Annotated in this window: 20 protein-coding genes and 1 tRNA gene; 12 read left to right on the plus strand and 9 right to left on the minus strand. The window is 66.4% G+C overall.

Annotated elements, in window-relative coordinates; genetic code table 11:
• Positions 1–135 precede the first annotated feature (135 nt).
• Entirely contained in the window at positions 136–744 is a 609-nt protein-coding gene (locus tag KA712_09970; protein MCG5053272.1) for a hypothetical protein, read from the minus strand.
• A 58-nt stretch (positions 745–802) separates the two neighbouring features.
• On the opposite strand from KA712_09970, the gene KA712_09975 reads away from it, so the two are divergent.
• The gene (locus KA712_09975) at positions 803–1207 is read left to right on the plus strand and encodes a hypothetical protein (protein MCG5053273.1); all 405 of its coding nucleotides are present in this window, start codon (positions 803–805) and stop codon (positions 1205–1207) included.
• A gap of 17 nt (positions 1208–1224) precedes the next feature.
• On the opposite strand, the gene KA712_09980 is transcribed toward KA712_09975, so the two are convergent.
• Together KA712_09980 and KA712_09985 are read right to left on the minus strand one after the other, a co-directional pair.
• Positions 1225–2115, minus strand: coding sequence for a hypothetical protein (locus tag KA712_09980; GenBank protein MCG5053274.1), 891 nt, complete (start codon positions 2113–2115; stop codon positions 1225–1227).
• A gap of 206 nt (positions 2116–2321) precedes the next feature.
• Positions 2322–3647: a protein kinase gene (locus KA712_09985; protein MCG5053275.1), complete on the minus strand. Its 1326-nt coding sequence runs from the start codon at positions 3645–3647 to the stop codon at positions 2322–2324.
• A gap of 129 nt (positions 3648–3776) precedes the next feature.
• On the opposite strand from KA712_09985, the gene rph reads away from it, so the two are divergent.
• The 3 genes from rph to KA712_10000 all read left to right on the plus strand — a co-directional run bounded on the left by rph (position 3777) and on the right by KA712_10000 (position 5235).
• Positions 3777–4487 (plus strand): ribonuclease PH, encoded by a 711-nt coding sequence (rph, locus tag KA712_09990; GenBank protein ID MCG5053276.1) that lies wholly within the window; start codon positions 3777–3779, stop codon positions 4485–4487.
• 8 nt (positions 4488–4495) lie between these two features.
• Complete coding sequence (rdgB, locus tag KA712_09995; GenBank protein ID MCG5053277.1) at positions 4496–5098, plus strand: RdgB/HAM1 family non-canonical purine NTP pyrophosphatase; 603 nt, start codon at positions 4496–4498, stop codon at positions 5096–5098.
• 63 nt (positions 5099–5161) lie between these two features.
• Positions 5162–5235: transfer RNA gene (locus KA712_10000), tRNA-Pro, on the plus strand.
• 61 nt (positions 5236–5296) lie between these two features.
• Here KA712_10000 and KA712_10005 read toward each other — a convergent pair.
• Complete coding sequence (locus KA712_10005) at positions 5297–5803, minus strand: FKBP-type peptidyl-prolyl cis-trans isomerase (GenBank protein ID MCG5053278.1); 507 nt, start codon at positions 5801–5803, stop codon at positions 5297–5299.
• A gap of 409 nt (positions 5804–6212) precedes the next feature.
• Here KA712_10005 and KA712_10010 point away from each other — a divergent pair, with 409 nt between their 5' ends.
• The 4 genes from KA712_10010 to KA712_10025 all read left to right on the plus strand — a co-directional run bounded on the left by KA712_10010 (position 6213) and on the right by KA712_10025 (position 10544).
• Positions 6213–7553 carry a hypothetical protein gene (locus KA712_10010; GenBank protein MCG5053279.1) on the plus strand — a complete coding sequence of 447 codons (1341 nt, stop codon included), beginning with the start codon at positions 6213–6215 and terminating at the stop codon, positions 7551–7553.
• Between the two features lie 96 nt (positions 7554–7649).
• Positions 7650–8093, plus strand: coding sequence for a TerB family tellurite resistance protein (locus KA712_10015; GenBank protein MCG5053280.1), 444 nt, complete (start codon positions 7650–7652; stop codon positions 8091–8093).
• Positions 8093–9334 carry a M48 family metallopeptidase gene (locus tag KA712_10020; GenBank protein MCG5053281.1) on the plus strand — a complete coding sequence of 414 codons (1242 nt, stop codon included), beginning with the start codon at positions 8093–8095 and terminating at the stop codon, positions 9332–9334. Before KA712_10015 ends, KA712_10020 begins: the two co-directional genes overlap by 1 nt.
• A gap of 865 nt (positions 9335–10199) precedes the next feature.
• Positions 10200–10544: a hypothetical protein gene (locus tag KA712_10025; protein ID MCG5053282.1), complete on the plus strand. Its 345-nt coding sequence runs from the start codon at positions 10200–10202 to the stop codon at positions 10542–10544.
• 11 nt (positions 10545–10555) lie between these two features.
• Here KA712_10025 and KA712_10030 read toward each other — a convergent pair whose 3' ends face one another.
• The 3 genes from KA712_10030 to KA712_10040 form a co-directional block, all read right to left on the minus strand.
• Positions 10556–14245 carry a DUF748 domain-containing protein gene (locus KA712_10030; GenBank protein MCG5053283.1) on the minus strand — a complete coding sequence of 1230 codons (3690 nt, stop codon included), beginning with the start codon at positions 14243–14245 and terminating at the stop codon, positions 10556–10558.
• A 100-nt stretch (positions 14246–14345) separates the two neighbouring features.
• Positions 14346–15659, minus strand: a complete 1314-nt coding sequence (locus tag KA712_10035; protein ID MCG5053284.1) for a serine/threonine protein kinase — start codon at positions 15657–15659, stop codon at positions 14346–14348.
• A 170-nt stretch (positions 15660–15829) separates the two neighbouring features.
• A complete protein-coding gene (locus KA712_10040) occupies positions 15830–16126 on the minus strand; it encodes a hypothetical protein (protein MCG5053285.1) in 297 nt (98 codons plus the stop codon).
• Between the two features lie 246 nt (positions 16127–16372).
• Between KA712_10040 and KA712_10045 the strand changes: the two genes are divergently transcribed.
• The 4 genes from KA712_10045 to KA712_10060 all read left to right on the plus strand — a co-directional run bounded on the left by KA712_10045 (position 16373) and on the right by KA712_10060 (position 20501).
• Positions 16373–17614: a DUF748 domain-containing protein gene (locus tag KA712_10045; protein ID MCG5053286.1), complete on the plus strand. Its 1242-nt coding sequence runs from the start codon at positions 16373–16375 to the stop codon at positions 17612–17614.
• A gap of 323 nt (positions 17615–17937) precedes the next feature.
• On the plus strand, positions 17938–18150 hold the full coding sequence (locus KA712_10050) for a peptidoglycan-binding protein (protein ID MCG5053287.1): 213 nt from the start codon (positions 17938–17940) through the stop codon (positions 18148–18150).
• Between the two features lie 132 nt (positions 18151–18282).
• On the plus strand, positions 18283–18963 hold the full coding sequence (locus KA712_10055; GenBank protein ID MCG5053288.1) for a hypothetical protein: 681 nt from the start codon (positions 18283–18285) through the stop codon (positions 18961–18963).
• Complete coding sequence (locus tag KA712_10060; protein ID MCG5053289.1) at positions 18960–20501, plus strand: matrixin family metalloprotease; 1542 nt, start codon at positions 18960–18962, stop codon at positions 20499–20501. The genes KA712_10055 and KA712_10060 overlap by 4 nt, the downstream gene beginning before the upstream one ends.
• A 222-nt stretch (positions 20502–20723) precedes the next feature.
• Here the strand turns inward: KA712_10060 and KA712_10065 are convergent, their stop codons facing one another.
• Both KA712_10065 and KA712_10070 read right to left on the minus strand, forming a co-directional pair.
• Positions 20724–21416 (minus strand): PKD domain-containing protein, encoded by a 693-nt coding sequence (locus tag KA712_10065; GenBank protein ID MCG5053290.1) that lies wholly within the window; start codon positions 21414–21416, stop codon positions 20724–20726.
• 20 nt (positions 21417–21436) lie between these two features.
• Positions 21437–23446: a PhoX family phosphatase gene (locus KA712_10070; GenBank protein ID MCG5053291.1), complete on the minus strand. Its 2010-nt coding sequence runs from the start codon at positions 23444–23446 to the stop codon at positions 21437–21439.
• Positions 23447–23598 lie beyond the last annotated feature (152 nt).

The raw sequence follows: 23598 nt of genomic DNA on the forward strand, positions 1-23598 counted from the left end.
TGCATTTTGTGTTTTCGAGGGGTGACAGTGTGGGTTTTTGAAGGTGAATTATTGCCGTATATGCCGACCGGGCTCCTGTTGTCCTTCAGGGGCATACATGTACGTCCGAGGGCGGATGTTCGGAGCTCAGATCGGTCAGGGTGTGTCGAATTGCACTTCGGCCCCCATGAGCGCTTCGAGAGTGCCGAGTCCTCGGGACAGCCCTGCGTCGGCGTCATGAGAGGCAAAGCCGAGTGTGCTTCCGAGCTCGACCCCGAAGCCGAGCCAGTCGTAGACGAAATAGCGGGCGGCCACCGATGGCCTCACTGCCAATCCCATGGCGCTCGGGGCGGAGTCGGGGAATACGAACACGAAGCCGCCCGCCAGCGTGCCTGAAAGCACAACCGGCACATCCATGCGCAGCCTGTACGTGAGCCCCGCCATGGAGCTGGCGGCGCGGCCGCACGATGTGCAGCGCCGGGTGTCCGCGGGCTCGTCCGAGCCGTCGACAAAGGCCATCTGCAGGTTCAGCCAGAAGCTGCCCAGGAGCTCGTACTCGTAGGCTCCCTTGAGAAGAAGCCCGCCCATGGTGCCTCCCGTCGCCGTGGCGTAGCCGCCTGTCAGTGCCAATGCGTTCGGTTTCAAGAAGGGGTGGGGACCGCGTAGCACGCCTCCGTCCTGGGCCTGCGCTGCACGTCCTCCTCCCGCCGTCGAACCGAAGATGAGCGACAGGACCACGAGCCCGGTTCCTAGTTGTGCGCGCACGGCGCGAGAATAACCGAAACCCTGCATGGGCGCGGCTTTTGCGGCAGAATCGGCGCCCATGCTCCCTGATCCCAGGTGCCCCGCGCCCTCGCCCCCGAAGGCGTCGTCGCGCCGGACGAGCAAACTCGGTTGCAAACTCGGTCGGGTGCTCACCCTGTGGGGGCTTCTCACCGGCTGCGCGTCCCCCTATCGGACTGCACGCACCGTGGGCGCCACGGGGGGGGGACTGGCCGCCGTGGGGGGCGCCCTCTGGGTCGTGGGAGACGACGTCGATCGTGACGCCGTAAGGCTTCCTGGGGTGACAGCCGCCATCGTGGGTGCGGCGTGCATCGCGACGGCCGCCGCCCTGTTCGCGGCGCAGACCTCTTGCCAAGCTGACGCCGACTGCCCTAACGGCTACGTGTGCAAGGAATTGCCTGCCCCGGCAGGACTTCAGCCCTACCGGCAATGTGTACCGCGGTGAGGATTTAGCGCTTCGCCTCAGTCGCACGTGTTGGCACAGCGGCCAACCGTCGCATTGCCGATCTCGAGGCGACAGCACCTCCGCCCCGGTCCACACTGCACGCTGTTGGCGCAAAGGACGATGGTATCGTCGTCGTCGAGATCGCAGCCGTTGAGCGGTTCGCACGTCGACGCGAAGGTACCGTCGCGGCGCACACCGCAGCAGATCCGGTTCAAGTTGCAATCACTGCGGTCGTCGCAGGTGCGCACGCGTTCGCCACCTGCGCAGGGACGGAGCCGCTCGACACAACGTTCCCCTTCCTGCTTATCGACGCAGCAGCGGGCGTTACCGTCACAGGTCGCGTTCCCACAGGTGACTTCGTCGACGGTCGGAATCCTCTCGTACGTAGAGGACGAGGCGCCTCCCATGCCCCCCATCCCGGTCCCTCCTTCGTTGCCCCCCCCTCCTGCATTGGTGTTGCCGCCCATGTTGGTGCTGCCACCCATGTTGGTGTTGCCGCCCACGTTGGTGTTGCCACCCATGTTGGTGTTGCCACCCGTGTTGGTGTTGCCACCCGTGTTGGTGTTGGCACCCATGTTGGTGCTGCCACCCATGTTGGTGCTGCCACCCATGTTGGTGCTGCCACCCGTGTTGGTGTTGCCACCCATGTTGGTGTTGCCACCCATGTTGGTGTTGCCGCCCATGCCTGTGCCCGCATCCGCGGTCCGTCCCCCGCTCCCCGGGGCCCCACCCGTTCCGGGCGGGCGGCCCGCATCCCCACCTCCCGTTACGGGGCCGGCGGGTTGGTCACCAGGCCCATCGAAGAATTCGATCCCCGTCGAGGATACGCCGCAGCCGAAGCTGCTCACGAGGGTGCCGAGCCCTGCAAGACACACGAGCGAGACCACGGGATGCTTCCGAAACTGCATGATTCCTCCTGGAACGCCGCGTGTTGTCACGCGGGCAAGTCAATGCCTTCCCTCCCGCCCGTCCGTTCCCAACGCCGACCTCCCCTTGCCATGGTACGTGCCGCCGGGGTGGAGATCTCGTCGATCTTTTTTCGCCCTCTTTTGGGGATGGGTGGGCGTGGGTGGGTCAGGGGGGGGTTAGGGGCCTTACGTGCCTAACTCTCAAGTCATCGATCGTCGTGGGGTTTGTTGGGATCCGGCGCCGCCGGGGCGCGTCCCGTCGGAGCAGGGGTGTAGGGCCAAGTCTGGTGCCGCTCTGGGGACGATCCGAGTGCCTCGGGCGCGGGGGTGTTTGCGCCAAAGGGCAGGGTGCGGTGCCCCTTTTTTTTCGTGAGCAGCAAAGGGCGGCCCTCTCCGGCAGACGGCGCGCTGACGGCGGCGTTGCCGCGAGGCATCGAGGGACCTGCCAGGGCGGGGGTGTGTCGTGGCTCTGGGGGCTTCGCGGTGGGGGTCTTGGGATGCACGAGAAGGCGGGGGCGCATGATCTCGGCCTCGGGGGTGAACTCTTCGGGGATGGCTTCGCCGATACGGCGAAAGCGCACACTGCCGTAGCAGCGCTGAAGGTCTGCGTAGAAGGACTCCATGCGCTGGTGGCGTCCATCGGGCTCTTTTTCGAGCGCCTTCATGATGACCCGCTCTGCCTCGGGCGTGATCTCCACCGCGTGGTTGCGGCGGGTTGGCGGCTCGACGGGGTCGTGCACGTGGGCGAGCATGATCTGCGCCGGATCCTGTCCATCGAAGGGCAACGTCCCCGTGAGTGCACGATAAAGAATCACGCCCAGGGCGTAGATGTCTGAGCGCTGATCGGCCACGCCGATGCGCGCTGTTTCAGGTGCCATGTACTGGGGCGTTCCGATTACGACATCGCCTTCGCAGTTGTGATCGTCCAGGGCGCCCCAGAACACGGCGGCGCCGAAGTCGAGCACGGTGGCGAAGTCGAAATGGCGCTCGGGCTCGACCACCTCGAGACTGCCGTGGGCGTCCCGGGTGGTGCGTACCAGCTCGCGACGGCCGGCACGCGTCTCAATCATGATGTTTTCAGGCTTGAGGTCCCGGTGAATGACGCCCTTTCCGTGTGCGGCGCCCAGGGCCCGGGCGACCTGGCCCAGGATGACCAGTGTCCGGAACAAGGGTAGCGGGCCCTCGCGGACCAAGAGCTGTTCCATGGACTCGCCCTCGACGTGCGACATCACGAGGTAGACCGTGCCGTCCTCGGCTTCGCCGAAATCGGTTACCCCTACGATGTTCGGGTGGTCGACGAGGCTGGCGGCGCGGGCTTCCTGGAGAAAACGTTCGCGCGCGTCCTTGTCGTGAAAAAAGCGCCCGTCGAGCACCTTCACTGCCACTCTCTTGCGGATGTAGAGGTGCTCCGCCTCGTAAACCACACCCATGCCACCGCGTCCGAGCACCGCCTTCAGCGCGAAATTGCCGAGGCGTGTTCCCAAACGGGCTTCGGGGTCGTCGGACGGCCGATCAGAGGACAAGCGCTTCATGGTCGCACGGCCCCACGCTGCGGACAACTCGAGCCCGCTTTGACGCTTCGTGCTTCGCGTCCGCCCGCCCGAGGGCCTGGCTGGCGGCCCGCCGTTGACACGGCGCCGCGCTTCGCCCATTTTCGCCGGATGCGACCCGACGGACGTCGACCCGAAGAGCTGCGCGAGGTGCGCATCACCCCTGACGTGAACCGCTACGCCGAGGGCTCGGCCCTCATCGAGTTCGGCCACACAAAGGTGCATTGCACCGCCAGTGTCGACAACCGCGTTCCGCCTTTTCTCGAGGGCAAGGGTGTGGGGTGGGTGACGGCCGAGTACGCGATGCTGCCACGTGCGACGCATGCGCGATCGGGGCGAAACCCCGGAGGGCGTGGCACGGAGATCCAGCGCCTGGTAGGCCGGGCGCTCCGGGCGGCCGTGGACACGCGCGCCTTGGGGCCGCGCCAGATCACGGTCGATTGCGACGTGATTCAGGCCGACGGCGGGACACGCACCGCCGCGATCACAGGAGGCTGGGTTGCCCTGGCGCTGGCGGTGCGGCGTTTGCGGGCCCAGGCCGGGTTGGCCAAGGATCCGATCGTGCGTGGGATCTGCGCCATCTCGACGGGTATCGTTGCCGGCGAGGCCCGCCTGGATCTTGCTTACGAAGAAGACGCAAAAGCCGACACGGATTTCAACTTCGTGATGACCAGCGACGGCCGCTTCGTCGAGCTGCAGGGCACGGCCGAGGCGGAGCCGTTTTCGCAAGAAGAGTTCGAGCAACTGAGCGTTTTGGCCCGCGCGGGTGGCAAGACCTTGTTTTACCTGCAACAGCAGGCGCTTCTGTCTGCGCGACCCTGAGGTGTGCCATGAAGATCGTGGTCGCTAGCCGCAACGGGCACAAAGTGAAGGAGATCGCCGCGCTCTGGGCCGATCTCGGCGTGGAGCTCGTGTCCATCGACGTGGTGGCGCCTGGCACCCCGCTGGTGGAAGACGAGGACACCTTCGAGGACAACGCGCGCGTCAAGGCCGAGCAAGCCGCGCGCGCTACGGGCCTTCCGGCGATCGCCGACGATTCGGGGCTCGAGGTCGACGCGCTCGACGGCGCGCCAGGCGTGCGCTCTGCCCGCTACGCGGGCGAGCCGTGTGACGACGGCCGCAACAATCAGAAGCTGCTCGCCGCGCTCGCGGGCGTGGCCGCGCCGCGCCCGGCGCGTTACCGCTGTTGCGCCGCTTTCGTGGATGGCGCGCGGGGGCTTTGCCTGGTCCGGGCGGGGGCCTGCGAGGGGGAGATCCTCACGGCGCCTCGAGGTGAGGGTGGCTTCGGCTACGATCCTCTTTTTTGGCTGCCTGCTTTGGGCAAGACCATGGCGGACATCGATCTCGAGATGAAAAACCAGCTGTCGCACCGGGCGTCGGCCTTCCAGGCGCTGGGCGCGGCGCTGCACGCGCAGGGGCTCGTCAGTCGTTGAGGGCTGGCGGCGGCTCGCGGGGTGTAGTATCAACCGTGTCCCCGGTCGTCACGGCTGGGGGATCGGGGTGTAGCGCAGTCTGGTAGCGCGCCTGCTTTGGGAGCAGGATGCCGGCGGTTCGAATCCGTCCACCCCGACCCACGGGTCCTTCCGTACGCAGATTTCGATACCTGCGCGGGCTCCTTTCCTTGGAGGAAGCTAGCGCTCGATGCGCAGCAGCTCCACCTCGAACACCAAGACCGCGTTCGGGGGGATGTCGGGAGGGCTTCCTCGGGTTCCGTAGGCGGTTGCTGCAGGGCACACGAGGCGGGCTTTTTCCCCCACCTTCATGACCGCAACCCCTTGAGTCCAGCACGGAATGACATCGCTGAGCGCGAAGGTGGCGGGCTCGTCGCGGTTGTAACTACTGTCGAACTCCGTTCCGTCGGTCAGCGTTCCTCGGTAGTGGACACGGACCGTGTCCGTCGTGCGTGGAGAGCGCCCGTGCTTGACCTTGCTGAGACTCTTGAAGACGACGCCCGAGAGTAGCTTGCGGGCACCCTCTTCCTTGGCAGCGCGGTTCAGGAAGTCCTCACCGGAGCGGTCCGATCCGTCGCGCGGAGCGGACGTCCCTTCGGCCGTCGCGAAAACCGGCGACCCACCGAGCGCCAGCGCGAGGGCCGCCGCCGTGGTCAGCTTGGGGGAGTGCCTCGAGTTCCTGTGCATGAGGGGAGGATAGTTCGTCAGAGCCCATGAATCCAACTGTGGCGGCGGGCGCTCGATCGACTCGTCAATTGTCTGACAGTGAGATTGCTGACGAACGACTCATATAGAGCACTTCGAAAGCGTGTGTTCATCTCGTCGTGATGAACCCTTGAAAGGCAACGAGCCTGTGTCTTCAACCTAGGCTTTTTGTCTGCAAGTAAACGTAGGAACGCTTGTTCGTGTCCTTTGTGATGCCAGGTGAGCTCGCGTGAGAGAATTGCGCGACAAATTGCGAGTTCGGGTTGCGCCTTGGTTCATGAAGGTCCACGGTCTTGGCCACTGAAGTTCGACGTCGCGGTGTCTTCCGCACGAACCAAGTCAATCATCATCGAGGCAAAGCTTGTTCAAATCGCCTTCAATGTTTTTCCCCGTGGCTGGCTCGCGAGGGGCCGTGCCCCGTGCAAGCGCACCGCTCGTGCGCGGGGTCTTGGTCTTCGTCATGCTCGTGGCGCCCTTGGGGTGCGAAGGGGAGATCGTCACCACGACTGACGATGCACCTGCAGGCGAGCCCGGCGCGGCGGTCGACGAAGCCGGTGGCGCCGCAGGGACGGGCGGTCAGGGCGGAAAGCCTTGGGGAGGAGCAGGTGGTGGTGGGGGGCGGGGAGGTTCGGGCGGCGTTGGGGCAGCCGGGCAGGCCGGGGCAGGTGGCCGCCCCGCAACCACGCCCGCGAGCGGGGGCGCGGCAGGCAGCGTGCAGGAGCCTGACAACGCCGGCGGTGGTGCGGGAACGAGCGCGCCCGACCTCGACGACCAGGACGAGGCGGCGCGGGTGGTGCCTGTGTTCGTCGCGATTGGTGCAGGGCGCCGGATCGCCGTGTCGTGTGACGACGGCCGAAGCTGGTTCGACGCCCAAGAGGGCGGCGCCGGGGATGAGCACCACAGCGATGGCGTGCCTCAAGGGCTCGCCGCCGGGAACAACCGCTTCGTGGCCGCGTTCGGCTGGGGCGCCAAGGGGCGCGTCCTGACGAGTGCGGATGCGGTCGCGTGGAAGGAGGTGGCCACCAACACCGAGGGATACGCGGGAGCGGGCTTCGATGGCACGGCCTTCCTGACGGTCGACTCACGTCGGCCGATGCGCTCGGCGGACGGGGTGACGTGGGAGTCTGTTGCGATGCCTCCCTGGACAGTGCATGTGCGGCGCATCGTCGGGCTGCCTGCCCCCGCGGGGCGCGGCGATGTGTTCATCGTGGGTTACGCGGGCGCGGGAGGAAGCGCCGAAGAGCGCCAACTCGCACGCTCCGACAATGGGGGGGCGTCGTGGGCCGTCACCAACCTTCCCGACTGTGTTTTTGCGCAGCAGCGGGAAGGTGGGCTCGCGTGCAACGGAAGCACCTGCGTGGCGGTAGGCCGCGACGGTAAAACCTGCCGATCCGTCGATCGTGGCCGCAGCTGGCGTTCCTCAGGCGCCACTGGCTCCGATGCGCGGTCGCTCCTCTGGACGGGAAACGCGTTCGTGGTCTACGAAGGCGATCGTATGCATGAGAGCGCTGATGGCCTCACGTGGGCTGAAAAGCGCTTGGAAGGGGGCGAAGGCAAAGTGGACCGCGTGGTGCGCGCCCCCGACGGAACCTTCGTCGCCGTGGCGGCGGACGGGACGCGCTTTTTCAGGAGCACCGACGGGCGAGCGTGGATCAGGGCGAACGGTCCCGAGGGCCGCTGGCTGCGCCACCTCAGCTTCGGGCTCGTGCGCCCCTCGACCCGCTGTCCGTGAAAAAGGGAGGCTTCAATCAGCACCCGGCTTCGGCTATAGTAGACGCCGCAACGGGGCGTCGCGTGCCCCGACAACCCGAGACGGAGGAACGACGCCATGGGACTGCTGGGACGATTGATGGGGGCTACACCCACGAAAAAGCCAACCGACGACCTGCTCTTGCTTCACAGCATGATGCTGATGGCCGGCGTCGATGGTGTCGTCGAAGGGTCAGAGGGCGCGACGTTGACGGCCTTCGTCAACACCCTGCCCGAGTTCCGGAAGCTGGACGAGAACGGCTTCGACCGCTTGATGGGCGATGCCCAGAAACTGCGCGCGAAATTCACCTCGGCAAAGGAGGCCGTGGGGGCTCTGCGGGAGATCTCCAGCGAGGCGGTGCGGAAAAAGGCCTTCGTGCTGGCGGCGGACATCGCCATGTCGAGCGGTGACATCGACGAGGCCGAAGAGGAGCTTTTGGAGGCCATGCAACGAATCCTGGGGATCGACGACGCGTTGGCGCAAAAGTCGCTCGAAGTGCTCGCCATCAAGTACCAAACCTGATGGGTTTCGAGGTCACCGAGATCCGCGCCCGGCGCGACCGCGAGCTCTTCGAGGCGCTGCGCCGCGATCGGGGCGTGGAGAAAGCGCTGGCTCGCTACGAGGAGAAGGCGAGCGGGTACGGGTTTCGTCACAGGCGGGCCTTGCTCGCCGAGTCGATTCGTTTGTCGCGCCACATGGCGCCCCAGGTGAGTGCGGCCCTGGCCGATTGTCGGGACGCGCTGGGCTTTCGCGAACCGGTCGAGGTGTTTTTGCGCCCAGAGCCCGTCTACGGCGCGTTCTGCGCGCGCGGGCGCTCGGGTCCCCTGGTCGTGGGGCTCACGGCGCGCCTGCTCGACGAGTTTAGCCCCGAGGAGCTTCGCTTCGTGATGGGGCATGAGCTTGGGCATGCGCTGTTTCGCCATCACGACCTTCCGATGCCCATCACGGCAACCATCGAAGACATCGGAGGGACGTTGGTCTCACGAGCGGCGCAGTTGAAACTTTACGTGTGGTGCCGCGCGGCCGAGGTCTCGGCCGATCGCGCGGGGCTTTTGTGCTGCAGGGATGCCGACGTGGCAGCCACTGCCTTCTTCAAGCTGGCGAGCGGGCTGGCACGGCCCTCCCTTCAGGTGGATTTGCAGGCCTTCGCGAGCCAAATCGAAGCCATCGCTTCAGCCCCCTCCGCCACCATCCGCGAGCACGATGACGACACCCTGGACTGCTTTTCCACGCACCCCTACACCCCGGTGCGCGTACGGGCGCTGTTGGCCTTCGCGCGTTCGGCCGTGCTGGCCCGGGCTTTGGGGCGCACGGGGGGCGATATGGAGATGGAGGAGGTCGAGCGTGTGGTCGAAGCCGATCTGGCGCTCATGGAGCCGTCTTACCTGGAAGAAACCACGCCCGAATCCGAACGGCTGCGGCGTGCGCTCTACCTCGGGGGCGTGGCCGTGGCCCAAGCCCACGAGGGGGCGTCACCCACGGAGCTGCACGCGCTGCGGGCGTTGCTGGGCGCGCGCGCGGTGGCCGCGTCTTCCGGAACTGACGCCCGCCCGGGCGAGCTCGAGATCGTGTTGGCCGAGGTCAGAGGTTTTCCCCTGGCCAAGCGGGCGCAGCTGGTTCAGCACCTGACCGTGATCGCGGGCGCGGATGGCCAGGTCGACGACGCGGAGTACGAAGTCATGGCGGGTGTGGCGAGCGCGCTTGACGTCCCTCAAGAGGTGATCGATCAGACCTTGCGGGCAGCGGCAGCGCCGATGGATTGAAGGCCGCCGCCTGAGGGAGCCGGCCGCTGCCCCCGGGCAAGCGTCACGCCTGGGCGCGCGCGCCTCCTCGAAAATCTGAAGCGGCAAGCCCTGGCCTCTCAAAAACCCGAGGCCGCCGCCTGCGTTTCCAAGCGGAGCCCCGGCCCTGCGGCGGCCCTGACGTGACTGGCGCCCTCTTTGCAGACTAAAGTGGACTTTCGCAGGGGGAGTTCTCATGCACCAGACCGAGACGTTCGTTTTGCCTTTGTTCCGATCTTTGTGCCCGCCCGTTCGTGGCGGCGGCCTGCTCGCGCTCGCCGCCTTGGGCGTGTTCGGGGCGTTGGCCTCAGCGTGCACGCCGCCCGCCGATCCGGTGTGCGTGCTGCGGGGAAAGCTCTACCCGAATGGTGGCGCCCCCTTCGCTGCCGAGGACGGCTGCAACACCTGTGAGTGCGTGGGCGGAAGCCTGGTTTGTACGCGGAAGGCCTGTAGCACTGATGCGTGCTCCTTGAACGGGGTGCACTACCCGAACGGCAGCCGCGGGATCCCGGCGCCCGACGGCTGCAACGCGTGTTCGTGCACCTCAGGGGCGCTCGCGTGTACGGAGAAGGCCTGCTTGCCCCCCACGGGCTGTCTCGTCGATGGCGTGGTTTACGGCGCAGGTCAGACGGTCCCCACGAAGGAAGTTTGTCAGGCCTGCCGTTGCGAGGACGGCGTGGTCACCTGCTTGGCAACGCCCTGTGCGCCGCCCCGTACGTGCGGCGGGATCGCGGGGCTTTCCTGCGAGGACAACGAGTACTGTGATTATCATCAAGGCGAGGTGGGGGCGTGCCGCCTACCTGACGCCGGTGGAACGTGCCGCGTTCGTCCCGAGCGCTGCCCCCAGGTGTACGCGCCCGTGTGTGGCTGCGATGGCAAGACGTATGGCAACGCCTGCGAGGCCCACGCCCGTGGCGCGGCTGTTGCCGCCGAAGGCGCGTGCCAGGCAGAGCCGAAGGGCTGCGGTGCACGCCTCGGCAACACGTGCAGCCCCAGCGAGTATTGTGCGTACGAAGAGGAGGGCATCTGCGGCTTTGCCGATGCCACTGCGGTTTGTAAACCGCGTCCATCGGGCTGCCCTGATGTGTGGGACCCCGTGTGTGGCTGCGACGGCCAGACCTATGGCAACGCCTGCGATGCCGCAGCCGCGGGCACGGGGTACCTGGCGCGTGGCGCCTGCAAGGGGCCGTAGACCTTTGCCCCTCAGTCCCGCTTGAACTTGAACTCGGCCGCGTGACTCAACTTGCGGTTTTCGGGGTTGAGGCGCGGCGAGACCAGGAAGAGGCGGGGTGCGAGCTCGGGCGCTTGCTTGGTCATGGTTTGCTTGACGGCAAGCGCCCTGCGGGTGGCGAGCCGCTCCAGCTCTCCGTCGTCGATGCGGATGTGGTCGGCGATCGCCTTCTCCATGACGTCGACGGGCGCCTCTTTCACCCCTCCCCAGAAGGTCTTTGGTTTGGTGAAGGGCTCCTTGACGTAGACGCGGCGAACGAGCTCCGTGTGTTCGGGGCCGGCCAGCACGACCTCATCCGCCGTCTTCGGGGCCTCGCCCTGTTTTTCGAGGTCCTCGAACTTCGCTTGCTTCAACTTCAGCTCGACCAGGCGCTGCCGCAAGGCGGAACGGTCTTTGGCGGCGTCCGCGTGGCCTTCGAGCTCGAGTGAAACGCCGGGCCTGTCTTGCAAGGCCTTCGAGAGCATCGACAGCTTTTGGATCGCCTTGGCCGTCAAGACATCCGCGCCGGGGTCGAAGACCACGAACGAAGATTCGTCGTCTCCCTCGAACGCCGAGGCGATGAGCGAAAACGGGGAAACCGCCGCTTTGACGATCAGGTTGCCGAGAACCTTGAAGATCGCCGCGCCTATCTTGAAGTTGGGGTCGTCGAGGGACCCCGAGATGGGAACGCTGAGATCGATGACGCCGTGGCGATCCTTCAGCAGCGCCACGGCGAAGCGCACCGGCAGGTTGGTGGCATCAGGACTTTCGACCTTCTCCCCGAACGAGAGCTGGTCGACGATCAAGTTGTTTTGGGCCTCGAGCTGCTTGTCCGCAAGAGTGTAGGCCAGCTTCAGCCCGAGCTTTCCCTTTGCGATCGTATAGCCGACGTACTTTCCCGAAAACGGGCTGGCAGGAGGCAGCTCGACTTCCTTGACCTCAACCTGCAGGTCGAGCGAAGGCGCTTTGGCGAGAGGCGTGGCGACGCCGCGCACCTCGAGCGTTCCCGACTTGTCGATGACGCCGAAGAGGGTAAGGCGGGTGCGTGCTTCGGGGCTGGTCGACAGGTTCTCGAGCGTGGCGTTCAGGTTGGTGAGCTCGGTGGCGTAGGCGGGGCGGACGCTGCTGTCCGTGTACCTAATCTTTGCGTTGGTGAGGGCGAAGCGCGCTACGGAGAGGGGCATCGGCGCTGCGGACGCTTCGGGGCTGGGTTTGGTGGGTGCCGCCGGGGCCGGGGTTGTCGGCGCGTCGGGCTTGGCCTCGGCGGGGGTCAAGGCGGTGACGTTCAAGGTGCCCTCGGGCGAAAGCTCCACGTTGGCGGAAAGCCCGGAGAGCACCCCTTCGGCCATGGTCAGCCGGAGGGGAGGCTGTGCGCTTTCGTCGAAGGAGGCGTCGATGCGGCGCAGGTCGAGTCCGAAAAAGCTGAGAAGCTCGCGTGTACCGCTCGGGTCGACCGTGGCAACCTCGGCAATGTTCACGTCGCCCGTGAAGCGAAGTTTGGGCCCCGTCTCGGGCACTTGCAGCTGAACCCTGCCCTTGACGCCCAGGGCGCCTTCGGTGAGCTTCAGGTTCACCGCCTGGGCGGCGTAGGGGAAAAACGGCACCAAGGCCAGATCGCTCAGGGTCAGCCTGGCATCGAGCGCGAGGGGCTGAATCGCGGCGTCGCCGGACACCTGGAGCCGGCCTCGCTTGTTCAAGGCCAACTGGACCTCGAAGCGGCCCTTGCGGTTGGCTTCGGTCGAAAAGCCGCGGGCCGAGGCCTCACGCAGGTCGAGCACCAGCCGCGCGGCAGGGCGCGTGGTTTTGTCGACGAGGCGCACGTTCCAGTCCGACACGAGCGCTTCACCAAGCGCAAGCGACCAGGCGGGCTCGGCGGGTGGTGCGGGCTCTGTCGCGGGGGCAGGCGGGCCTGCACCGGCTGTGCTTCCCGCGCCCTGTGGTGGTGCCTTGATGAGCGCGAGCAGGCTCGAGGTTCCGTCCGCGGCCCGCTCGGCATCGAGGCGGAGGGATTTCGAGGCCAGCTTTCCCACCGACAAGCTGCGGGCTTTCGGGTCGAGTTTGACCTGCTCGATGGCCAGCGTCTCGAGCTCGAAGAAGTTTGCCTTGGCGCCGTCCGCCTGCAGCGCCACGTCTGAGAGCGTGAAGAAGGCTCCCTCGAGCCCGAGCGCCGGCGCGCCGCCTTGGTTCATGAGCTGGTAGGTGGCGCCCGCTCGCACTGCGCCCCGGCGCACTGTGAGCGCTGCGAGAGGGGTCACGTAGGGCGCGAAGGCTGCAAGGCGAAGCGCTTCGAGCGTGACACGGCCCTCGAGCGCCAAAGGCTCGAGCTGAATCGAGGTGCTGCTCGCCAAAGAGACGCCCACGCTCGATGCCAGCTGGGCTTCGAGACGGCCCCGCTCTCCCGGGATCGTGGACAGATTGTGCACGGTCAGGGTGGGCGCGAGGTCGACCTCGAAGGCAGGTGTGACCGTGCGATCGCGAAAGTGAATCTTGGCATCGGCGAGCGCCCCGCGTGCGACGGTGATGCGAGCAAGCGCGGCTGTGGGCGTTCGGGAGGGCGCTCGTGGCGGCGCGGCGGGGGGCTTCAGCGTCTCCAGGTTGAGGCGTCCGTCAACGCCCCGTTCGACCTCGAGCCCTAGACCTGTGATGTTGACTTGGTCGACCACGACGTCGAGCGCCCCCACGTCCGCCTTGCCCACGACCACTTCCAGCTGGGAGAGATCGAGCAGGGGCGCGCCCCGCTGGTCGCGGACCGCGATACGCTCGAGGGCCACGCGGCCCTTGACTACGAACGTGGGCGTCTTCGTGCGTGCGAAGGCCGCGTGAAGATCGAGATCGAGAAACGCCGAAGCGACCACGGCAGGTAGGGGCAGGGGCACATAGGCGAGGTACTGGGTGAGGTCGAGATCGTCGATGCGCAGGTCCACGTTACTCTCCTGGGTTTCCTTGAAGGGCTTCGTTTGACCCTTGATCGCGAACGGCGCCCCGTCGACGCGCACCCGCAGGCCAGGCTGAACGAGGTTCTCGACGTGAACCGGCAGATTCGAGACGAAGGGGATCGCCAGGTTGAGCTCGGTGAGGCCGTGGCGCTTGCCCGTGGGCCGATCCTCGAAGGTCAAGGCGGCGTCGACGAGCTCGATGTTGTTGAACGAAAAGCGCGCGGCGGGCTCTGCGGCGCGCGTTGGGGCGACTGCGTCCGCCTCGTGCGGTGAAGTTTTGGGTAGGGCGGCGCCGTCAACCGGGGCAAGGCGGCGGAAGAGGTCGGAGACGTTGTACGCATCGAGGTCAGCGTAGGCTCCGGGGGTCGCGTGGAGGCGCGCCACGTGAAGGCGCAGCCCGTCGAGGCGGATCTGCCGCAGGACGGGCGCCAAGCGAAAAGCCGAGGACAGTTCGGCGTTGACGTAAAGCTGCCTCCATTCCACGAAGGGGGACTGCCCATCGGCTTCGAGCACCCTGAACCCTTCGATCGTGACGGAAAGCGCGAAGGGGTTCATGCGCAGGTGGTCGATTTGGACCGTTCTTCCCAGGCGCTTCGAGAGCTGTGACGAGGCCAACCGTCGGGCGACGAGGGGCACGAGCCCAAAGCCCACGGCCCCGTATGCGGCGGTGGCGAGTACCAGGATTTTGGCCAGCCTGATGATGACGTGGCGGCGACCAAGCTTGGAGAAGCGCGTGACGATCGACATGATGGTGCGGGGATGGCCACCCGGTATATCGCTCCCGAGGGGCGCCGTCATCGGTCGTGATGAGGCGAAACCCGTCGGAAACCAGTCTGCCGTGCACGTCTCAGCGGGCGAGCGGACGCACCGTCGGAGGGGAATTCCGCGCGTCTGCGGGCGCCGCCGGCGGAGGCTTTGGGGCGTACGGGCGCAACTCCAATGCCTGTTCGTCGAAGAGTCGTCTGCCCTTGGCGGTGAAGGGCCACGCCGCAAGACCCGCCACCACGAGCGCTGCCAGGCACAGCGTCAGCCTGATGCCCCGCCGCGCCGAGGCGGCGCCAAAGGAGGTGTGGCCGTCGCGTGCGGGTGGAAGGCATGCGGCTGCGCGTCGTGGGTCCCCCTCTGCCAAGGCGGGGGCTGCCTCGGTAAGGGGCGCGCCTTCGATCGTCTTGTGGAGCTGTTGCGCATCCAGAGGGTGAGCGATCAAGATCGCCTCGAGGTCTTTGACCATTGCGTGCGCGCTTTGGTATCGCCGCCCGAGAGATCGGGACAACGCGCGCTGCACCACCACCTCGAGCGTGGGAAACACGGTGGGGGCAAAACGAGAGACGGGGGGGATCTCCGCGCGCATGAGCCGCGAAACGGTGGTGGCATGATCGCCTCCTCCGAAGAGCCGCTGCCCCGTGAGCATCTCCCACATGACGACCCCCAAAGAAAAAACGTCCGAGCGGTCGTCGATGATGTCGCCTGCCACTTGTTCGGGAGAGCTGTACGCCGCTTTTCCCTTGAAGGTTTTCGCTTGCGTGATCGAGCGCGGCGACCTTTGATCGAAAAGAGCGATGCCGAAGTCGAGCAGCTTCACCCGGCCATCGCGCAAAAGCATGATGTTTTCGGGGCTGACGTCGCGGTGAATGAGGTTCATCGGCTCCCCCGATTCGTCACAGAGCTTGTGAGCGTAGGCGAGGGCACGGGCCACTTCACAGGCGATGAAGGCCGCAACGGAGGGAGGCACCTTCCCGTTGAGGCGTCGCAAACGCACCAGGATCGTGCCGAGGTCGACCCCGTCCAGATGCTCCATCGCAAGGTAGTCGATGCCACCGATGACCCCGCGGCCGTACACGCGCACGACATTGGGATGGGTGAGCCGCGCGCTCAGCCGGGATTCGTCCCGAAATAGACTGACGAAGTAGGCGGAACGGGCGAACTGGGGAAGGATCTTCTTGATGACGAGAAAGCCCTCGGGATTTTTGACGTCTCCCACACAGGCCTTCCACACCTCCGCCATGCCGCCCCGGCCAAGCCGTTCGAGGAGCCAGTAGCGCCCGAACTGAGAGGCGAAGCTGCCGGAGGCGGGCGCGGCCGCCGTGGGGGCGAGATCCTTAACGAAGACCGTACGGGCCCGCTCGTCGTCCACCGATGTCTCTGTGTCAGCCTGGGGCATACGTCTCGCGCTCCGAATGACCCTTAGTGCCCGCAATAGCCCCACAGGCATCATCTTTCGCAGGCCGCCCCCCCCAAAACACCCCGGGTGGGTTGCCCGAGGGCTTTTGGGGGGCACAGAGTTTCGACCGGGCTTCCACCCGGGGTTTTGTCGGGTGCCTCCGCCGCGGTTTAGGGCACGATGCCCGCGCAGGTCGTGGCGCACGAGAACGTGGCGGAGGTGCACGACTCGTCGTCGATGCAGGACTCGCAGGCGTTGACCTTCTCTTCGAATCCAGCTTCCTCATCTGACTGCGTCTCGCAGCGAGAGCGGCACGCGCCCACGTCGTAGTCGTCGTCGAAACATGATTCGTAGCGGGCGCACACACGCTGGCAATTGATGAGTTCCTCCGTCTCGCCACAAGACGCCAAGGCCCATCCCCCAAGACCCACCAATCCCACGAACATCATCCCCAGAGCTTTTTTCATGTCGCCTTCTTTCTGTGTTGTTGCCGGACGCCGGGGCGGCTTCAAACGACGTGCCAGCGGCGCGAGGCCCTGCGGGTGCCGTTCTCGGCCTTGTGCCGACGCACGCGGGGTTACCCCTGCGTGCCTGCAGCCACGGCCCGGTGACCCCCGGGGCGCCGCCCCGAGCGGGGCTTTGCCGGTCAGCCTTTGGCATTTCGCCTGCAGGGTGACCATGCGGGGCGCCGCAGGGCGCGCAGAGAGATACAGATGGAAACTTCCCGTGACACGAGGTCTCGCGATCGCGCCGAACGCACGCAGGCGAGGCGGGCGCGATGGCCGAGATGGCTCGCGGTGGCCGGGCTGCTCGTCCTGTCGCTGCTCATCGTCGTTCGTATCGTTCTCGATCCCCTCGCCAGCTGGGCGACCCGCAAGGCGCTGCGGGATGCCCGGGGGATCGACGGGGCCTTCGCAGACGTTTCGGTGGGGCTCTTTCCTCCCCGCTACGAGATCACAAGGCTTAAGGTCGTGAACGCCGCCCGCGAAGACTGGGACGAGCCCTGGGTGTTCGCCGAGCAGGTACGCGCGACTTTGGACGGAAGCGCGCTCTTGCGAGGCAAGCTGAGGGTGACGGCGGAGGTGCGAGGCCCAAAACTTCGTGTGCCTGGCGGGCCTGTGGCACAAGTCGAGCCGGACGCGAGCGACAAGCCCCTTGGGGAGGTGCTGGAAGCGCTGCCGCCGGTCAGTCTCACGCGGCTCGAGGTCCATGATGCGGAGGTCCTGGCGAAGGTCCCCGCTCGGCCGGAGGAGGACAGGGCGAAGGCGCGTCGAGATGCAGGGGGGCAGCGCGAGGTCGCTCGCATCTGGGTGCATGACGTCGACGTGGTTGTGGAGAACGTGACGACGCACGCCGCTTTGGCCGATGGTCAACCCGTCAATGTGTCGATGGCGGGAACGATTGAACGCTCGGGGCAGATCCAGGGCTTCGGAACGATCGACTTGTTCAGTGAAAAGCCGCGCTTTGCGGGACGCTTCGAGATGCGCGAGCTCGCCCTGACGCGCCTCTTCGATCTGCTGGCGCCGCGCACCGGTATGCAAGCCAGCCAGGGCACGCTGGACCTCTTCGTGCAAGTCAAGGCTGCAGACGGACGCATCGAAGGCGGTATCAAGCCTGTGCTGAAGAACGTCGAGGTGGAGCAAGCCGAAGAGGGGTGGACGAACGCGCTCAAGGCGTGGCTCGTCGACCAGGGGATCGACCTTGCGTCCGATCGGGTTCCCGGTCGAAACGCCGTGGCCACCACGATCCCGATTCGGGGCTCGCTCGAGCGCCCTGACCTTCAAGTGTGGCCTGCCGTGCTGGGTGTCGTCCGGAATGCGTTCGTTTCGGCGCTTGCGTCGGGCTACTTCAACGTGCCCCCGGACGTCGCCAAGGAAGACCAGGGGCCCTTGGAACAAACCGTGGATGCCGTGACGGGGCAAGACCCTCCGAAGGCGCAACCGAAAGCCAAATGATGCTGACGAATACGCACCGTACGCGCGGGCCCGTGCCCCACGACCCTGACCGAGCCAGGCGAGGGGGAAGTCCAGGGAGGCTGCTCGTGCAGGGGGGCGTCTGCGCGGCGATGCTCCTTGGATGCGGCCACACGGAACGTGTGAAGGCCCCAGAACGCACGACGACGTCCTCGAAAGAGGCCCCTGAGCCCGGGCGTGAGGGTGGGCGTACCGAAGAGTCGAAAGCCTCGTCGCCCGAACAGGGAGAGCGGAGCCAGCCGCCGTCCGAGCCCCGTGTCCCTCTCGCGGCATCACCGGGGGCGCTGATGCAGAAGGAGGCGGTGATGGCTCTGCAAAAGAGCCTGAAGAGCGCAGGCTTTCTCGAGGGCCCGGAGCAAAGCCTGTCCGGCCGCCTCGACGCAAAGACAGAACAGGCCCTTCGCGCGTATCAGCGCGCACACGATCTCCCCGCGACGGGCCTCCCCGACAGGGCCACCGCGGCGTCTCTCGGACTCGACCCCGAGCAGCTCTTCAAGTCCGCTCCCACCGACGAGTAGGTCGCTGGGCGCACCTTTGGTTACGAATGCGTCTCTTTCGGCCTAATTGGGCACCTGACGAATAGCAAGTTGCCGTGAGGTCGGTGACGATTTGTTAACCCGAACGGTGATCGCCTCGCCTCCTACCTCTTCATGACAACTCGGCTCCTTGCTGTTCACCGGCGCCGCCTCGCGCGTCACGCCTCGTGGTTGGGCCTGGCCGCGCTCTTGGGCCTGGCATCCCTCAACCCCCCTGCCGCCCAGGCCACCGTCATGGTGGACGTTCCCCTGGACGACCTCATCGTCCGTGCCGACTTGGTCGTGCGCGGTAAAGTCCAAAGGATCGGCAGCCGTGTGCATGTGGTCGATGGCGCTCTCGAGGCGAGGACCCATGTGTGGCTCGAGGTGAAGGAAGTGTTGGGCGGTAAGGCCGAAGGGCGGCAGCTCGTTCACTTGTGGGAGCTCGGCGGGCGGTACGCCGACACCGAGACCATCGTGGCCGGCGCTCCCCACTACACGGTAGGCGAAGAGGTGGTCGTGTTCCTCCAGCGCGATGCGGAGGGCAAGGATGTCTTCCGCACGCTCGAGATGACTCAGGGCAAGTACCACATCCTGGCTGATGGCGCGGGCCGAGACACGATGGCCATCAGAGACCTTTCCGAGATCGCCGTGGCCAGATGGAACCGACGAGGCGCCATGCGCGTGGTCGAGCCGCCGGCGGAAAAGGCCGTGAGCCTCGACAAGCTTCGTACCCGCATCAAGGCGCTGCGCCTGACGGAGCCGGGTGTGAAGGCTCCCGCTGTCAACAAGCTGGGCGCGGAGGGGGTCCGATGAAAACGTCTCGCATGGCCGTGGGACTCTCGCTGGTGATGGGTGCAGCCCTCACGTTGACGTCAGCCAACAGCTGGGCGTATTCCTGCATCACGAACAGCTGCTCGCGCTATTGCGACAACCCCGTGCCTTACAAGCTCGGAACCCCCTCCGCGGACCTTGGTGCCCAGAGCTCGGAGGCCGAAGTCAAAAAGGCGATGGAGCTTTGGACGAAGCCCGCGTGCTCGAGCCTCAAAGTCCAGTACGGCGGCACCACGAGCGAAGCCGCCGGCAACGCCAACGCGGTGGTTGCGTGGGTAGAGTCGGGCTGGTCAGGTGGCAATGGCACCATCGGCACCACCACCTCGCGCATCTCCGGGGGATGCTTGCGGGCCCACATGCGGCTCAACGGCGTCAACTTCCGCTGGGTCCCTGGCAACACGGCCAGCCGGTCCGAGGTGAACGCCGTCACGATTTTGGCCCACGAAGGCGGGCACTACTTCGGCCTGGGGCACTCGAGCGTCAATGGGGCCTTGATGGAAGCTAGTTACGGTGGCGGCATCATTCCCTTGAGCGCCGACGATGAAGCTGGCATTTGCAAGATCTACCCCGGTGGGGGCGGCGCTCCCACGCCGGATGTGCCCGGTACGGGGGGGGCTCCGGGCAGTGGGGGTGGGAACGGGGCCGGTGGGTCTCCCGGGACCGGCGGCTCGAACGGCGGGGGCACGGGCGATGGCACCCTCTGCGCGCCTTGCCAACGGAAGGCCGATTGCTCCACGGGCTTCTGCCTGTCGAACAATCAGACGGGAGAGCGCTTCTGCAGCGTCGCTTGCGGAGGCGGATGTCCCAGCGGATGGAACTGCGTTCCCGCCGACAACACGGGCGGCGTCGACGTGTGTGTGCCTCCTTCGCTGACTTGCTCCGGGTACATGCCGCCGCCTGCGCCGAACCCAGGCTCGGGCGGCTCGAGCGGTTCGGGCGGCTCGGGAGGGGGTATGGGTGCAGGAGGATCGTCCGGCGGGGCAGCTCCCATGCCGGGCGGGGGCGGCATGACCGCAAATCCGTGTGACAACGACGACGATTGCGGTTCGGGGCAAAGTTGCAACGCCTCGGGCCAGTGCGTTGCAAACGACGGCGGCGAGATCATCGCGCCGGATGGCGAAGCATGTGACGTCAATACGGACTGCCAATCCCGGCTGTGCGTGGAGGCCGATGGCAAGTCCTTTTGCACCCGCGTGTGCGCCTCGAACGCAGACTGCGTAAGTGGCTTTGCTTGCCGGCAACGTGGAAACGAGCGCGTGTGTTTGCCCGTCGACGAAGAGGCCGGCAGCGGGGGCGCAAGTGGCACGGCTGGTCAAAGTGGCGGTGGGGGTCAAAGTGCAGGCGCGCAGGGGGGCGCGGGTCAGCCTTCGGCTTCGGCAGGAGACGAGGGCGGCTCGGGCTGTACGATGGCCGGTCGATCGAAGCCTGTGGGGGGCGCGTGGATTTTGTTCTTCGCGTTGGTGAGTGGCGCTCTGGTGTATCGACGCCTTCGCCGCAGCGGCTTGGCGGCGCGCGTTTAGCAGCGGCTCACTGTCGAGGCGGGGGTCGCTTTCAAGAAGAAGCGACCCCCGTTTCCTTTTCGAAGCTTGTGACCGTCGCGAGGACCACCATTTCCAGAGCCACCTGGAAGTCTGGAAGGTGGGTACGGCCGCCTCGAGACGAGTTGCAGCGTAGGCAAACATGGGACAAAAAAAGCCCAGCGCCCGTGTGGGGCGCTGGGCCTTGGGGGACTAGGGTGGTCCTCAGGGGGTGCAGGTCACGCTGACCGTGCGGCTATCCACGCACTTGCCGTCCGAGACCGTGAAGGTCAGCTCGTGCGTTCCGGCGACCGCGCAAGCAAAGGACGTGCTGCCCACGTTCGTGGCTGCGAACGTGCCACCGCCCGAGGCGGTCCAGGCGTAGGTGAGCGTGTCCGCGGCGTCGCTGTCGGACGCAGCGCCGGAGACCATGAGCTTGCCGCCCACGCCCACCGTGCGAGGCGCCACGACGAGGTCGGAGGCCACGGGGCAGTTGTTGAAGACCGCCTCGACGGCGACAGAGCCTGCGCCCTCTTCCCCTTGGCATTGCAGGACGATGGCGAGCGAGGTCGTTTGCCCCGCGACCACGTCGAAGCCCGCCTCACCCAGACAGGTCGTGCCGAGGTCGGTGGAGACGGCCGCCAGCTCGATGGTGTATCCGACGCCTGCGGGCACGTCGATGAGGGCGCTGATGGTGGCGCCGGGATCGCTCACCTCGATGTTGCCCTCGAGCGGTGCCAGCGAAGCACCGGTGATCGAGTAGCGCACGGTGTTCACCGTCACCGTCTCCGACAGCTTGATGGCAAGGCCCACCGCGCCGAGGTCTCCCGGACGCCGTGGCTTCTCTCCAGAGCAGGCACCCAGCGTGGCGATCACCACCAGGGCGGCAAGGGCTCGAAACATAGACATGCGAATCATGGCATTTCTCCTGTAGTCGCTCAGCTGCCGATCTTGCGATTGGCGAGGTGCCGCACGGCCACGACGGCCGGACGAGGGGGGGTGTTGGTGTTGTCGGGCCAGGACGAAAGGGTATTGGGCAAGCCCCCGCCTTCTCCTGGGTGCTGGATGCAAGCGAACAAGGTGCGGTCATCGGTCGAGTGTTTGAGGCTGGCCACCTCGGCGCCGGGAACGCTGCTCAAGAACTGGCGCACGTACCCGCGGTCGGGCCCCTCCACCGGCACCGCGAAGATGCCGTCGTTCAGGCCCGTGAAGCCTGGGCTGTTCGGCATGCCGTCGGTGGCGATCCAGAGGTTTCCGTCCTGATCGAAGTCCAGGTTGTCCGGGCAGGAGATCTTGCTGACCCGGCTCGGATCGAACCCGGCGAAGTAGCTGCCCTGGCTGGCGATGGCGGGGTCGCCACAGAGCAGCAGGATCTCCCAGCTGAACGTCTGGGAGCCGTTGTCGGCGTTCGCCTCGCTGATCTCAATCACGTGGCCCCAGCGGTTGCCGAGGCGCGGGTTGGCCTTCACCTCGCCCGCATCGGCAGCCACGGCGTTGCGCGCCGAGTTGTTGGTGCACGCCATGTACACCTTGCCTGTGACGGGGCTGACGTCCACGTCTTCCGGGCGGTCCATCTTGGTCGCGCCCATGAGATCCGCGGCCTTCCGCGTGTTCACACACACCTCGGCCTGGGTCGGGAACCCAGCGGCCGCGGTGAGCGGGCCCTGTCCGGCCACGAGCGGCAGCCACACACCAGAGCCATCCGCGTTGAACTTCGCCACGTAGAGCGTGCCCTCGGAGAGCAAGCTCATGTTGGCGTCGCGATCGGTGGGGTTGAACTGCCCGGCCGAGACGAACTTGTAGAGGTACTCGAAGCGGGCGTCGTCGCCGCTATAGACCACGGCGTTTCCGGCCTTGCTGAGCGTGGAGCTTGCGGCTTCGTGCTTGGTGCGGCCAAGGGCCGTGTGTTTGACCGGCGTCGACGTGGGGTCGTAAGGATCAATCTCCACGACGTAGCCGAACTTGGCGTACTCGTTGGGCTCCTTGCCGAGATCGAAGCGATCGTGGAAACGCTCCCACTTGCGCTCGGAGGCGCCCGAAGGGGCGGCCAGGCGCGCGTAGAGCGCTTGTTTGTCGGCGCTGGCGCCGGCGCGGTTGGCGAAGTACTGGTCGAAGTTTTCTTCCGCGGTCAGGATGGTGCCCCAGGGGGTGAAGCCACCCCCGCAGTTGTTCAGCATGCCCTTGACCGAACGGCCCGTGGGATCCGTGCTGGTCTGCAACAGCAGGCTGCCGGCGGCGGGGCCGTCGATCGCCATGGGGGTCTCGCCCGTGATGCGGCGGTTGAACGGGGAGGTCTTGTCGACGACCCAGCCCTGGGCGGTGTTCTCGATCGTCACCAAGGAGCCACCGTGCGCGGCCAGCTCGATGTTGACCTGGTCGGCGGTGGGGGCGGCATCCGTGTAGCCGGGGAACATTTCGAAGCCCGAGGTGTACTCGTGGTTCACCCACAACAAAGCCCGACGGGTGGGCTTCGTGAACAGGCGCCGGAACTGAACGCCGAGCGCCCACGAACGCAAGCGCGAGGGGCGTGTGAACCAGGGCGGCAGGGGCATCTGCACGATGAAGTCGCAGTTGAAGCCGAACTGCTGGGCCTGCACCGCAGGCGACTGCGCATTGACGTCGAACCCAGGCACGCCCGGGAAGAGCGGATCGCCCCAGGCCACCACCACGTTGTGCGTGTAGCCGGCGGGAACGGTGATGGCGTCGAGACCGTTCGGGAGAATCGGCGAGAACGTCAGGCGTGCCCCGTGATCGGCGGCCTGGGCTTGCTTGGCCGAGAAGATCGCGGGCACCATGGCGGCACCCGTTGCTGCGCCGAAGCCCTTGAGCAGCGAGCGGCGTGCGATACGCTCCCGCATGACGTTGCCGAAGTATTCACCGTTGGCGTCTCGAGAATCCGCCTGGGCGATTGCCTGGCTCTCCTCGAGATCATGCTTTTTGTGGTTCATGAGATCCTGTCCTCCGAAGCAGTGGTCACCTGCCCCTCGCGAAAGCGCAGGGGCGTACGGCGCATACTGAATCAGCGCCGACGGCCCGTGCGTGACGGATCGCGGACGCTTTCGTTACGGCGTTCGTGAGGCGTCACATTGCCGACGAAGAC

Source organism: Myxococcales bacterium (assembly GCA_022184915.1).
Lineage (GTDB): Bacteria > Myxococcota_A > Polyangia > Fen-1088 > Fen-1088 > JAGTJU01.